This is a genomic window from Pseudomonas sp. B7(2017), from assembly GCF_002112745.1.
GTDB lineage: Bacteria > Pseudomonadota > Gammaproteobacteria > Pseudomonadales > Pseudomonadaceae > Aquipseudomonas > Aquipseudomonas ekonensis.
In genome coordinates, this window is the sequence record NZ_NEIP01000001.1 from 127,824 (window position 1) to 141,389 (window position 13,566).

The window sequence follows — 13,566 nt, forward strand, 5'->3', positions numbered from 1 at the left end:
TCCGGGTAATTTGGTGTGATGGACAACGTAACTGCGAGGTGTTGGCGTGAACATTAATGCGACCCTGATTGGCCAGTCCGTTGCGTTCCTGATTTTTGTACTGTTCTGCATGAAGTTCGTATGGCCTCCGGTCATCGCGGCTCTGCACGAACGTCAAAAGAAGATCGCTGATGGTCTGGACGCTGCCAGCCGTGCAGCTCGCGACCTGGAGTTGGCCCAAGAGAAAGCGGGTCAGCAACTGCGCGAAGCGAAAGCCCAGGCAGCTGAAATCATCGAGCAAGCCAAGAAGCGCGGTAACCAGATCGTTGACGAAGCCCGTGAACAGGCTCGCGTCGAAGCTGACCGTGTGAAGGCTCAGGCTCAGGCCGAGATCGAACAGGAACTGAACAGTGTCAAAGACGCGCTGCGTGCCCAAGTGGGCAGCCTGGCCGTTGGCGGCGCTTCGAAGATCCTGGGCAAGTCAATCGATCAAAACGCGCACGCAGAGCTGGTTAACCAACTGGCTGCTGAAATCTAAGCGAGGGCGATCATGGCAGAACTGACCACGTTGGCCCGACCTTACGCTAAGGCGGCCTTCGAGCACGCTCAGGCCCACCAGCAACTGGCCAATTGGTCAGCCATGCTCGGCCTGGCAGCAGCGGTGTCGCAAGACGGCACCATGCAGCGCGTGCTCAAGGCCCCGCGACTGACGAGCGCAGAAAAGGCCGCCACGTTCATTGACGTGTGCGGCGACAAGTTTGATGACAAGGCACAGAACTTCATCCACGTCGTTGCCGAAAACGACCGTCTCCCGCTGTTGCCGGAGATCGCCGCCCTGTTCGACCTGTACAAGGCCGAGCAGGAGAAGTCGGTAGATGTGGAAGTCACCAGTGCATTCGCATTGAACCAAGAACAGCAAGACAAACTCGCCAAGGTTCTCAGTGCACGACTCAACCGGGAAGTGCGCCTGCAGGTCGAGGAAGACAGCTCCCTTATCGGGGGCGTTGTCATCCGCGCCGGCGACCTGGTTATCGATGGCTCAGTTAGCGGCAAACTCGCGAAACTGGCCGAAGCATTGAAATCTTGAGTTTGAAGGGGCAGCAGAGCAATGCAGCAACTCAATCCTTCCGAAATTAGTGAAATTATCAAGGGCCGCATCGAAAAGCTCGATGTGACCTCTCAAGCCCGTAACGAAGGCACTGTCGTCAGCGTATCTGACGGCATCGTGCGGATTCACGGTCTGGCCGACGTCATGTACGGCGAGATGATCGAGTTTCCGGGCGGCGTCTACGGTATGGCCCTCAACCTGGAGCAAGACTCCGTAGGTGCCGTTGTACTGGGCGCGTACACCAGTCTGGCTGAAGGCATGAGCGCCAAGTGCACCGGCCGCATCCTGGAAGTTCCTGTCGGTAAGGAACTGCTGGGTCGCGTCGTCGACGCACTGGGCAACCCTGTCGACGGCAAGGGTCCGCTGAACAACACCGAGACCGACGCGGTCGAGAAAGTTGCTCCGGGCGTGATCTGGCGTAAGTCGGTAGACCAGCCTGTACAGACTGGCTACAAGGCCGTCGATGCCATGATCCCTGTCGGCCGTGGCCAGCGTGAGCTGATCATCGGCGACCGTCAGATCGGCAAGACCGCTCTGGCGATCGACGCGATCATCAACCAGAAAGACAGCGGCATTTTCTGCGTCTACGTAGCCGTTGGTCAGAAGCAATCGACCATCGCCAACGTGGTTCGCAAGCTGGAAGAGAACGGTGCACTGGCCAACACCATCATCGTTGCCGCCAGCGCCTCGGAATCCGCCGCACTGCAATTCCTGGCTCCTTACGCCGGTTGCACCATGGGCGAATTCTTCCGTGACCGCGGTGAAGACGCACTGATCGTCTACGATGACCTGTCCAAGCAGGCCGTAGCCTACCGTCAGATCTCCCTGCTGCTGCGCCGTCCGCCAGGACGCGAAGCGTACCCAGGCGACGTGTTCTATCTCCACTCCCGTCTGCTGGAGCGCGCATCCCGCGTTTCGGAAGAGTACGTCGAGAAGTTCACCAACGGCGCAGTGACCGGCAAAACCGGTTCCCTGACCGCTCTGCCGATCATCGAAACCCAGGCTGGCGACGTTTCCGCGTTCGTTCCGACCAACGTGATCTCCATCACCGACGGTCAGATCTTCCTGGAATCGGCCATGTTCAACTCGGGCATCCGCCCTGCAGTGAACGCCGGTGTTTCGGTATCCCGTGTGGGTGGTGCCGCTCAGACCAAGATCATCAAGAAGCTGTCGGGCGGTATCCGTACCGCGCTGGCCCAGTACCGTGAACTGGCGGCATTCGCCCAGTTCGCATCGGACCTGGACGAAGCGACCCGCAAGCAACTCGAGCATGGTCAGCGCGTTACCGAGCTGATGAAGCAGAAGCAATACGCGCCGATGTCGATCGCCGACATGTCGCTGTCGCTGTATGCCGCTGAGCGTGGGTTCCTGACCGACATCGAAATCGCCAAAGTCGGCAGCTTCGAGCAAGCGCTGATTGCTTACTTCAACCGCGATCACGCCGATTTGATGGCCAAGATCAACGTGAAGGGTGACTTCAATGACGAAATCGACGCTGGCCTCAAAGCCGGTATCGAGAAGTTCAAGGCCACCCAAACCTGGTAAGCCGCAGCGGGAGCCGCAAGGCTCCCGCTTGCTAACCTGATAGGTGTTACATGGCAGGCGCAAAAGAGATTCGCAGTAAGATTGCGAGCATCAAAAGCACGCAAAAAATTACCAGCGCCATGGAAAAAGTGGCGGTCAGCAAAATGCGCAAGGCACAACTGCGCATGGCTGCTAGCCGTCCTTATGCGGAGCGTATCCGCCAGGTAATTGGGCATCTGGCCAACGCCAACCCGGAATACCGCCATCCGTTCATGATCGACCGCGAAGTGAAGCGTGTCGGCTATGTCGTGGTGAGCAGTGACCGTGGTCTGTGCGGCGGCTTGAACACCAACCTGTTCAAGGCCCTGGTCAAGGACATGACGGTAAACCGCGAAAACGGCGTCGAGATTGATCTGTGCGTTGTAGGCAGCAAGGGTGCGGCGTTTTTCCGCAACTTCGGCGGTAACGTCGTCGCAGCCATCAGCCACTTGGGTGAAGAGCCGTCGATCAATGACCTGATCGGCAGCGTCAAGGTAATGCTGGATGCCTACCTGGAAGGCCGTATCGACCGCCTGTCCGTGGTGTCCAACAAGTTCGTCAACACCATGACGCAGACGCCGACCGTGGAGCAGTTGATTCCACTGGTGGCGACCCCGGATCAAGAACTCAAGCACCACTGGGACTATCTCTACGAACCGGACGCCAAAGAGCTGCTTGACGGCCTGATGGTGCGTTACGTGGAGTCGCAGGTGTACCAGGCGGTGGTCGAGAACAACGCGGCTGAACAAGCTGCGCGGATGATCGCGATGAAGAACGCCACCGACAACGCCGGTGATTTGATCAGCGATTTGCAGCTGATCTACAACAAGGCGCGTCAGGCTGCGATCACCCAAGAGATCTCGGAAATCGTCGGCGGCGCTGCCGCGGTTTAACGGTTCAAATATTCAGAGGATCCAGCTATGAGTAGCGGACGTATCGTTCAAATCATCGGCGCCGTCATCGACGTGGAATTCCCACGCGACAGCGTACCGAGCATCTACGACGCCTTGAAGGTTCAAGGCGCCGAAACCACCCTGGAAGTTCAGCAGCAGCTGGGCGACGGCGTGGTTCGTACCATTGCGATGGGCTCGACCGAAGGCCTGAAGCGTGGTCTGGACGTCAACAACACTGGCGCAGCCATCTCCGTACCGGTCGGTAAAGCGACCCTGGGCCGGATCATGGACGTGCTGGGCAACCCGATCGACGAAGCCGGCCCGATCGGCGAAGAAGAGCGCTGGGGCATCCACCGCGCCGCTCCTTCCTTCGCGGAACAAGCCGGCGGCAACGACCTGCTCGAAACCGGCATCAAGGTTATCGACCTGGTCTGCCCGTTCGCCAAGGGCGGTAAAGTCGGTCTGTTCGGTGGTGCCGGTGTAGGCAAGACCGTAAACATGATGGAACTGATCCGTAACATCGCCATCGAGCACAGCGGTTACTCCGTGTTCGCCGGTGTGGGCGAGCGTACCCGTGAGGGTAACGACTTCTACCACGAGATGAAGGACTCCAACGTTCTGGACAAAGTGGCACTGGTCTACGGCCAGATGAACGAGCCGCCGGGAAACCGTCTGCGCGTAGCCCTGACCGGCCTGACCATGGCCGAGAAGTTCCGTGACGAAGGTAACGACGTTCTGCTGTTCGTCGACAACATCTACCGTTACACCCTGGCCGGTACCGAAGTGTCCGCACTGCTGGGCCGTATGCCATCGGCGGTAGGTTACCAGCCGACCCTGGCTGAAGAGATGGGCGTGCTGCAAGAGCGCATCACTTCGACCAAGCAAGGTTCGATCACCTCGATCCAGGCCGTATACGTACCTGCGGACGACCTGACCGACCCGTCGCCGGCGACCACCTTCGCCCACTTGGACGCCACCGTCGTTCTGTCCCGTGACATCGCTTCCCTGGGTATCTACCCAGCGGTAGACCCACTGGACTCGACTTCGCGTCAGCTGGACCCGAACGTGATCGGCAACGAGCACTACGAAACCGCTCGCGGCGTTCAGTACGTGCTGCAGCGCTACAAAGAGCTGAAGGACATCATTGCGATCCTGGGCATGGACGAGCTGTCGGAAACCGACAAGCAGTTGGTGGCCCGCGCCCGTAAGATCCAGCGCTTCTTGTCGCAGCCGTTCTTCGTGGCTGAAGTCTTCACCGGTGCTTCGGGTAAATACGTTTCCCTGAAGGACACCATTGCTGGCTTCAAAGGCATCCTCAACGGTGACTACGACCACCTGCCGGAACAAGCGTTCTACATGGTTGGCGGCATCGAAGAAGCGATCGAGAAAGCCAAGAAACTGTAATCCCGGCGCCCGGCAACGGGCGCTAATTTAGGTTGAGGCAATCAGATGGCTATGACAGTCCATTGCGACATCGTCAGTGCGGAAGGGGAAATCTTTTCCGGCCTGGTCGAGATGGTGATTGCGCACGGTGCACTGGGTGATCTGGGTATCGCCCTGGGTCACGCGCCGCTGATCACCAATCTCAAGCCGGGTCCGATCCGCCTGATCAAGCAAGGCGGGGATGCCGAGGTGTTCTACATCTCCGGCGGTTTCCTCGAGGTTCAGCCGAACATGGTCAAGGTTCTCGCCGACACCGTGCAACGTGCTGCCGACCTGGATGAAGCCTCTGCTCAGGAAGCCGTCAAGGCCGCCGAGCGGGCTCTGCACGACAAAGGCGCTGATTTCGATTACGGCGCTGCGTCCGCACGTCTGGCCGAGGCCGCAGCTCAGCTGCGTACCGTCCAGCAGATCCGCAAGAAGTTCGGTGGTTAATCCACCGGTCGCTTGTTGTGCGATTGTTAAAAAAGGGTAGCCTCGGCTACCCTTTTTTATTTCCGATTTTCACAACCCGGTCGCAATCGCTGACCACCCAGGATTGGTAGCCAGTCATGTCTCTTGAAATCGTTATCCTCGCGGCCGGCCAAGGCACCCGCATGCGTTCGGCGCTGCCGAAGGTGCTGCACCCGATCGCCGGCAACTCCATGCTCGGCCATGTTATCCACAGCGCCCGCCAGCTGGAGCCGCAGCGCATCCATGTGGTGATCGGGCACGGGGCCGATGCGGTGCGCGAACGCCTGGCGGCCGATGACCTGAATTTCGTGCTGCAGGACAAGCAACTGGGCACCGGCCACGCCGTCGCCCAAGCCGTGCCGTTCATCCAGGCCGATACCGTGCTGATCCTCTACGGCGATGTGCCGTTGATCGAGGTCGACACCCTGCGCCGCCTGCTGAAGCAGGCAGGCCCTGAACAGCTCGGGCTGCTGACCGTCGAGCTCGACGACCCGACCGGCTACGGCCGCATCGTGCGCGACGCCGACGGCAAGGTCACGGCCATCGTCGAGCAGAAGGACGCCAACGAGGCCCAGCGGGCCATCACCGAAGGCAACACCGGCATTCTGGCCCTGCCGTTCCGGCGCATGGGCGACTGGATGGGCCGGCTCTCCAACAACAACGCCCAGGGCGAGTATTACCTGACCGATGTGATCGCCATGGCGGTCAGCGACGGCCTGGTGGTGGCCACCGAGCAGCCAGACGACGCGATGGAAGTGCAGGGCGCCAACGACCGCAAGCAGCTGTCCGAACTGGAGCGCCACTATCAGTTGCGCGCCGGCCGCCGGCTGATGGCCCAGGGCGTGACGCTGCGTGACCCGGCCCGTTTCGATGTGCGCGGGGAAGTGACCGTCGGTCGGGACGTGCTGATCGACATCAACGTCATTCTCGAAGGCAAGGTGGTCATCGAGGACGACGTGGTCATCGGCCCGAACTGCGTGATCAAGGACAGCACCCTGCGCAAGGGCGCGGTGGTCAAGGCCAACAGCCACCTCGAAGGGGCGGTGCTGGGCGAAGGCAGCGATGCCGGACCGTTCGCCCGCCTGCGCCCGGGCACCGTGCTGGAAGCCCGGGCCCATGTGGGTAACTTCGTCGAACTGAAGAACGCCCACATGGGCGAGGGCGCCAAGGCCGGGCACCTGACGTACTTGGGCGATGCGCAGATCGGCGCCCGCACCAACATCGGCGCCGGCACCATCACCTGCAACTACGATGGCGCCAACAAGTGGAAGACCGTGCTGGGCGAGGACGTGTTCATCGGCTCCAACAACTCGTTGGTGGCGCCTGTGGATATCTCTGCCGGTGCGACCACCGCGGCCGGATCGACCATCACCCAGAATGTGGATAAGGCCCAATTGGCGGTCGGCCGTGCGAAACAGCGCAACATCGACGGCTGGAAACGACCGGAGAAGATCAAGAAGGGCTGAGTTATCCACATCAGCAGGCGGGCCGACAGTTATGCACAGCTCGGCTCCTCCCTTTCGCGGGCAAGCCGCTCCAACAGGTTCCTTGAGAATCATGGTGGGAGCGGGCTTGCCCGCGAAGCTTTTCCACAGAAGAAATTCCAGCGGCAGGCTTGACCATTTTCCCCTGATAGGTTTTGATTGCGCCCATTATCTTTCGAATCGAAACTTAATCGGCCATGTCGAAACGCAACACGCCCCAACGCCGCCATAACATCCTGGCCTTGCTCAACGAGCAGGGCGAAGTGAGCGTGGATGAACTGGCGAAACGCTTCGAAACCTCCGAAGTTACGATTCGCAAGGATCTGGCCGCACTGGAAAGCCATGGCCTGCTGCTGCGCCGTTACGGCGGCGCCATCACCATGCCGCAGGAACTGGTGGCGGACACCAGCCAGAACGTCTCGAAATATAAGCAGGCCATCGCCCGCGCGGCGGTCACGCGCATCCGCGAGCACGCCCGCATCATCATCGACAGCGGCAGCACCACCGCCGCCATGATCCCGGAACTCGGCCATCAGCCGGGCCTGGTGGTCATGACCAACTCCCTTCACGTCGCCAATGCCTTGAGCGAGCTCGAGCACGAACCCGTGCTGCTGATGACCGGCGGCACCTGGGATCCGCATTCGGAGTCCTTTCAGGGCCAGGTCGCCGAGCAGGTACTACGCTCATACGACTTCGACCAGTTGTTCATCGGCGCCGACGGCATTGACCTGGTGCGCGGCACCACGACGTTCAACGAGCTGCTCGGCCTGAGCCGGGTGATGGCCGAAGTGGCGCGGGAGGTGATCGTGATGGTCGAGGCCGACAAGATCGGCCGCAAGATTCCCAACCTGGAGCTGCCCTGGAGCAGCGTCCATACCCTCATCACCGATGATCGCCTGCCTCAGGAGGCACGGGATCAGATACAGGCCCGCGGCATCAATTTGATTTGCGCGACTGTCAGTCAGGAGAAATAAGCATGTGTGGAATTGTCGGCGCCGTCGCTGAACGCAGCATCACCGCCATCCTGCTCGAAGGCCTCAAGCGCCTCGAATACCGGGGCTACGACAGCGCCGGCGTGGCGGTGTACACCAACGCCAACACCCTGGAGCGCACCCGCCGCGTGGGCAAGGTCAGCGAACTGGACGCGGCCCTGGCCGAGCACCCGCTGGTCGGTCGCCTCGGCATCGCCCACACCCGCTGGGCGACCCACGGCGCGCCGAGCGAGCGTAACGCCCACCCGCATTTCTCCGGCGACATCGCCGTGGTGCACAACGGCATCATCGAGAACCATGAAGCCTTGCGCGAACAACTGAAGGCGCTCGGGTATGTCTTTTCCTCGGACACCGACACCGAAGTCATCGCCCACCTGCTCAACCACAAGCTCAAGGAGCTGAAGGACCTGACCGTCGCCCTCAAGGCCACCGTCAAGGAACTGCACGGCGCCTACGGCCTGGCGGTGATCAGCGCGCAGCAGCCCGATCGCGTGGTCGCCGCCCGCAGCGGCAGCCCGCTGGTGATCGGCCTGGGCCTGGGCGAGAACTTCCTCGCCTCCGACCAATTGGCCCTGCGTCAGGTCACCGACCGCTTCATGTACCTGGAAGAGGGCGACATCGCCGACATCCGCCGCGACAGCGTGCAGATCTGGGACGTCAACGGCCAGGCCGTCGAGCGCCAGACCGTGCAGTACAGCGACGGCGCCGAAGCCGCCGACAAGGGCGAGTTCCGCCACTACATGCTCAAGGAAATCCATGAGCAGCCAACGGTGGTGCAACGCACCCTGGAAGGTCGCCTGAGCCAGGACCAGGTCCTCGTTCAAGCCTTCGGCCCGCAGGCCGCCGAACTGTTCGCCAAGGTGCGCAACGTGCAGATCGTCGCGTGCGGCACCAGCTACCACGCCGGCATGGTCGCCCGTTACTGGCTCGAAGAGCTGGCCGGCATTCCGTGCCAGGTCGAAGTCGCCAGCGAGTTCCGCTACCGCAAGGTGGTGGTGCAGCCGGATACCCTGTTCGTCACCATTTCCCAGTCCGGCGAAACCGCCGACACCCTGGCCGCGCTGCGCAACGCCAAGGAACTGGGCTTCCTCGCCAGTCTGGCGATCTGCAACGTCGGCATCAGCTCGCTGGTGCGCGAGTCCGACCTGACCCTGCTGACCCAGGCCGGCCGCGAAATCGGCGTGGCCTCGACCAAGGCCTTCACCACCCAACTGGTGGGCTTGCTGCTGCTCACCCTGTCCCTGGGTCAGGTGCGCGGCACCCTGGGCGCCGGTGTCGAAGCCACCCTGGTGGAAGAACTGCGCCGCCTGCCGACCCGCCTCGGCGAGGCCCTGGCCATGGACAGCACCGTGGAGAAGATCTCCGAGCTGTTCGCCGAGAAGAACCACACCCTGTTCCTGGGCCGTGGCGCGCAATTCCCGGTGGCGATGGAAGGGGCCCTGAAACTCAAGGAGATCTCCTACATCCACGCCGAGGCCTACCCGGCCGGCGAGCTGAAGCACGGCCCGCTGGCGCTGGTGGACAACGACATGCCGGTGGTCACCGTCGCGCCGAACAACGAACTGCTGGAGAAGCTCAAGTCCAACCTGCAGGAAGTCCGCGCCCGCGGCGGCGAACTCATTGTGTTCGCCGACGAAAAGGCCGGGATGTCCAACGGCGAAGGCACCCACGTGGTGCAGATGCCGCACATCAACGACATCCTGTCGCCGATTCTCTACACCATCCCGCTGCAACTGCTGTCGTACTACGTCGCCGTGCTCAAGGGCACCGACGTGGACCAGCCGCGCAACCTGGCGAAGTCGGTGACGGTGGAATAACTTATCCACAGCTGGCGTACCCTCAAGAATCGCAGCTTCGGCTGCGATTTTTTTCGACTCGAGGATTTCGATGGACCGCTTCCAGGAAATGCAGGTCTTCACCGCCGTCGCCCAGGAGCAAGGCTTCTCGGCGGCGGCGCGGCGGTTGGGGTTGTCGGCGGCCAGTGTCACCCGGGCGGTGGCGGCGCTGGAGCAGCGGATCGGCACGCAGTTGCTGGTGCGCACCACCCGCAGCGTGCATGTCAGCGAGGCGGGGCAGCGGTATCTGGAGGACTGCCGGCGGATCCTGGCCGAGGTGCAGGAGGCCGAGGATTCCGCCGCCGGCAGCCATGCCCGGCCCCGTGGGCAGTTGACGGTGACCGCGCCGGTGCTGTTCGGCGAGCTGTTCGTCACGCCGGTGATGGCCGGTTACCTGGCGCAGTATCCCGAGGTGTCGATCAATGCCTTGCTGGTGGATCGTGTGGTGAGCATGGTCGAGGAGGGCGTCGACGTGGCGGTGCGCATCGGGGAGTTGCCGGACAGCAACCAGCACGCGATCCGGGTCGGCGAGGTGCGGCGGGTGATCTGCGGTTCGCCGTCGTACTTTGCCGCGCACGGGCGGCCGGAGAGCCCGCAGGATCTGGCCGGGGCGCCGGTGGTGGCGACCTCTTCCATCGGTCAGGTGCGCAACTGGCCGTTCATCGAGCACGGCGAACCGGTCAGCGTGCGCCCGGAGCCTCGACTGGTGGTGACCGCCAACCAGGCCGCCATCGCCGCCGCGTGCCTGGGGCTTGGGCTGACGCGGGTGCTGTCTTATCAGGTGGCCGGCAAGATCGCGTCCGGCGAACTGGAGATCGTCCTCGCCGAGTTCGAGCTGCCGCCGCTGCCGATCCACGTGGTGTATCAGGGCGGGCGCAAGGCTGCGGCGCGGGTGCGCAGTTTTGTCGACTACGCCGTGAAGGCGCTGCGCGAGCATCCGGGGTTGAAGAATGCGGCGTTATTTCGCCCAGTGAAATAATCGATTGCGTTTGCTGGTGATTCTATAGGTCTGGTGAAAGGCGGAAGATGGCCGCCACGGTTGTCGCCCATTCCGGGCGGCGCTTTCCTCCTGCGGAGTCGACCATGCAAGCGATCAAACTGTACAACTTCCCGCGTTCCGGCCACGCACACCGCGTGGAGTTGATGCTCTCGCTGCTGCAACTGCCCGTCGAACTGATCCTGGTCGACCTGGCCAAGGGCGAGCACAAGCAAGCGCCGTTTCTCGCCCTCAACAGCTTTGGCCAAGTGCCGGTGATCGACGACGGCGGCGTGGTGCTGGCCGACTCCAACGCGATCCTGGTGTACCTGGCGCAGAAGTACGGCAACGGCCGCTGGCTGCCGGCCGACCCGGTGGGCGCGGCACGGGTGCAGCGCTGGCTGTCGGTGGCGGCCGGCCCCATCGCCTTCGGTCCGGCGGCGGCGCGGCTGGTCACGGTGTTCGGCGCGCAACTGAATGCCGAGGAACTCATCACCCGCGCCCACAACCTGCTCAAGGTCATGGACCTGGAGCTGGGCAAGACCCCGTACCTGGCCGGTGCGGAGCCGACCATCGCCGATGTGTCCGCCTACAGCTACATCGCCCACGCGCCGGAAGGCAACGTGTCGCTGGACGACTACGCCAATGTCCGCGCTTGGCTGCAGCGTGTCGAAGCCTTGCCCGGTTTCGTCGGCATGCCGCGTACGGTGGCCGGCCTGCAGAAAACCGCCTGATGTCCACGGCCCGGCCGAGCCGGGCCATCCACACTGCGCCGGCGGCGTAGGGGAGGCTCTGTGATGGAACGTTCACCCTGGCACGCCGGCGAACGGCAACTGCAAAACCATGTCGGCGTCGCCGAGCGGATGGAGGCGTTCGGGCGCAAGGTGATCCGCACCTGGATGCCGGACCAGCACCGCGAGTTCTACCGGCAACTGCCGTTCATGCTGTACGGCGCGGTGGATGGCGAAGGCCGGCCCTGGGCCAGCGTGCTGGAAGGCGAGCCGGGGTTCGCCCGCTCGCCGGATCCGGAGCATCTGCACTTCCTGGGCCTGCCCGCCGCCGATGACCCGGCGGCGTTGCAGGACGGCGCCGCCATCGGCCTGCTCGGCATCGAATTGCACACCCGCCGCCGCAACCGGCTCAACGGGCGCATCGGCGCCCTTGGGGCCGACGGTTTCGAGGTGACGGTTGAGCAATCCTTCGGCAACTGTCCGCAGTACATTCAGTTGCGTCAGTTTCAGCGCGTGCCGCTGACGGATCCGGCGACGCGGCCGGCCACGCACCTGGACGCCCTCGACGATGACGCCCGCGCCCTGATCGAAGGGGCCGACACCTTCTTTGTCGCCAGTTACGTCGAGGTCGACGGCCAGCGTTCGGTGGACGTCTCGCACCGTGGCGGCCAGGCCGGTTTCGTCCGGGTGCAGGGCAATCGCCTGACCATTCCGGACTTCGCCGGCAACCTGCATTTCAACACCCTCGGCAACCTGTTGCTCAACCCCCGGGCGGGGCTGCTGTTCATCGACTTTTCCACAGGCGACCTGCTGCAGCTCAGCGGGCGCACCGAAGTGATCCTCGATGATCCGCAGATCGCCGCGTTCCAAGGGGCCGAGCGGCTGTGGACGTTCGAGGTAGAAAAACTGGTGCGGCGGCCGGCGGCGTTGGCCTTGCGCTGGCGCTTCGAGGGCATGTCGCCCACCAGCCTGCTGACCGGCAACTGGCCCCAGGCCGAGGCGCGCCTGCAGGCCCAGGCGCTGGGCGACCGCTGGCGGCCGTTGCGGGTGGCGCGGATCGAGACGCAGAGCCGCAACATCCGCTCGTTCTATCTGGAGCCGGTGGACGGCGCCGGGCTGCCGGTGTTTCAGGCCGGCCAGCATTTGCCGCTGCGCTTCACCCTCGACGGTGAGACGCACATCCGCACCTACAGCCTGTCCGGGGCGCCGTCGGACGATTTCTTCCGGATCAGCGTGAAGCGTGAAGGTCGCATCTCCACCTATCTGCATGAACAGGTGCGTGTCGGCGATGTGCTGGAGGCGCGTGCGCCCCAAGGGCATTTCACCGTGGCGGCGCTGGAGCGGCGGCCTCTGGTGCTGCTGGCCGCCGGGGTCGGGGTCACGCCGCTGCTGTCGATGCTGCGTGAGGTCGTGTATCAGGGCCTGCGCACGCGGCGGATCCGGCCGACCTGGTTCATCCAGAGTTCCCGCAGCCTGGCCGACCAGCCGTTCCGCGCCGAGCTGGACCGGCTGCTGGAGGACACCGGGGACGCGGTGCGGGTGCTGCGCCTGCTCAGTCAACCCGAGGACGGCCTGCGCGAAGGCGAGGACTTCGACCTGCGCGGACGGATCGACGGCGACCTGCTGCGCAATCTGTTGACGGTCGATGACTTCGATCAGGTGGACTTCGTTCTGTGTGGCCCCGGCGCCTTTACCCAAGGCGTGTACGACAGCCTACTGGCGCTGGATGTGCGGGATGCGCAGATCCATGCCGAAACCTTCGGCCCGTCGACGTTGCGCCGCCGGGCGGATCCGGACGCGGTGGTGATCGATCAGCCGCCGGCGGCCACTGCCCCGGTGCCGGTGGTGTTCGAGCGGTCGGCCAAGGAAGCCCGTTGGCATCCGGAGCGCGGCAGCCTGCTGGAGCTGGCGGAAAGCCGCGGCCTGCGTCCGGAGTTCAGTTGCCGGGGCGGTTCGTGCGGCACGTGCCGGACACGGCTGGTCAGCGGCGCGGTGCATTATCCACAGCCCCCGGCCGAAAGCCCGGAGGACGGGCATGTGCTGATCTGCTGCGCGGTGCCGGCCGCCGGAACCCAGGCCCTGGTGCTGGACCTGTGACCGGACGGGCCTGTG

General features: G+C 63.4%; 12 protein-coding genes. All 12 read left to right on the top strand.

The genetic code is table 11. From position 1 onward, the window contains the following. The first annotated feature begins 46 nt into the window (after positions 1 to 46). The gene (locus tag CAG29_RS00645) at positions 47 to 517 is read left to right on the top strand and encodes a F0F1 ATP synthase subunit B (RefSeq protein ID WP_085579255.1); all 471 of its coding nucleotides are present in this window, start codon (positions 47 to 49) and stop codon (positions 515 to 517) included. 12 nt (positions 518 to 529) lie between these two features. Further along, entirely contained in the window at positions 530 to 1,066 is a 537-nt protein-coding gene (locus CAG29_RS00650) for a F0F1 ATP synthase subunit delta (RefSeq protein ID WP_085579253.1), read from the top strand. A gap of 21 nt (positions 1,067 to 1,087) precedes the next feature. Beyond that, entirely contained in the window at positions 1,088 to 2,632 is a 1,545-nt protein-coding gene (gene atpA, locus CAG29_RS00655) for a F0F1 ATP synthase subunit alpha (RefSeq protein ID WP_085579251.1), read from the top strand. Positions 2,633 to 2,682: 50 nt separating this feature from the next. After that, a complete protein-coding gene (gene atpG, locus CAG29_RS00660) occupies positions 2,683 to 3,543 on the top strand; it encodes a F0F1 ATP synthase subunit gamma (RefSeq protein ID WP_085579249.1) in 861 nt (286 codons plus the stop codon). A 27-nt stretch (positions 3,544 to 3,570) separates the two neighbouring features. After that, positions 3,571 to 4,947, top strand: a complete 1,377-nt coding sequence (atpD, locus tag CAG29_RS00665) for a F0F1 ATP synthase subunit beta (RefSeq protein WP_065260117.1) — start codon at positions 3,571 to 3,573, stop codon at positions 4,945 to 4,947. Positions 4,948 to 4,992: 45 nt separating this feature from the next. After that, positions 4,993 to 5,418 carry a F0F1 ATP synthase subunit epsilon gene (locus tag CAG29_RS00670; RefSeq protein WP_085579247.1) on the top strand — a complete coding sequence of 142 codons (426 nt, stop codon included), beginning with the start codon at positions 4,993 to 4,995 and terminating at the stop codon, positions 5,416 to 5,418. A gap of 116 nt (positions 5,419 to 5,534) precedes the next feature. After that, the gene (gene glmU / locus CAG29_RS00675; RefSeq protein ID WP_085579245.1) at positions 5,535 to 6,902 is read left to right on the top strand and encodes a bifunctional UDP-N-acetylglucosamine diphosphorylase/glucosamine-1-phosphate N-acetyltransferase GlmU; all 1,368 of its coding nucleotides are present in this window, start codon (positions 5,535 to 5,537) and stop codon (positions 6,900 to 6,902) included. A 215-nt stretch (positions 6,903 to 7,117) separates the two neighbouring features. Then, on the top strand, positions 7,118 to 7,894 hold the full coding sequence (locus tag CAG29_RS00680) for a DeoR/GlpR family DNA-binding transcription regulator (RefSeq protein WP_085579242.1): 777 nt from the start codon (positions 7,118 to 7,120) through the stop codon (positions 7,892 to 7,894). A gap of 2 nt (positions 7,895 to 7,896) precedes the next feature. Beyond that, complete coding sequence (gene glmS / locus CAG29_RS00685) at positions 7,897 to 9,729, top strand: glutamine--fructose-6-phosphate transaminase (isomerizing) (RefSeq protein WP_085638699.1); 1,833 nt, start codon at positions 7,897 to 7,899, stop codon at positions 9,727 to 9,729. Between the two features lie 70 nt (positions 9,730 to 9,799). Then, complete coding sequence (locus CAG29_RS00690; RefSeq protein WP_085630345.1) at positions 9,800 to 10,726, top strand: LysR family transcriptional regulator; 927 nt, start codon at positions 9,800 to 9,802, stop codon at positions 10,724 to 10,726. Positions 10,727 to 10,830: 104 nt separating this feature from the next. Then, positions 10,831 to 11,457, top strand: a complete 627-nt coding sequence (locus CAG29_RS00695; RefSeq protein WP_085579229.1) for a glutathione S-transferase family protein — start codon at positions 10,831 to 10,833, stop codon at positions 11,455 to 11,457. Positions 11,458 to 11,520: 63 nt separating this feature from the next. Beyond that, positions 11,521 to 13,551, top strand: coding sequence for a pyridoxamine 5'-phosphate oxidase family protein (locus CAG29_RS00700; RefSeq protein WP_085693748.1), 2,031 nt, complete (start codon positions 11,521 to 11,523; stop codon positions 13,549 to 13,551). The last annotated feature ends 15 nt before the right edge of the window (positions 13,552 to 13,566 follow it).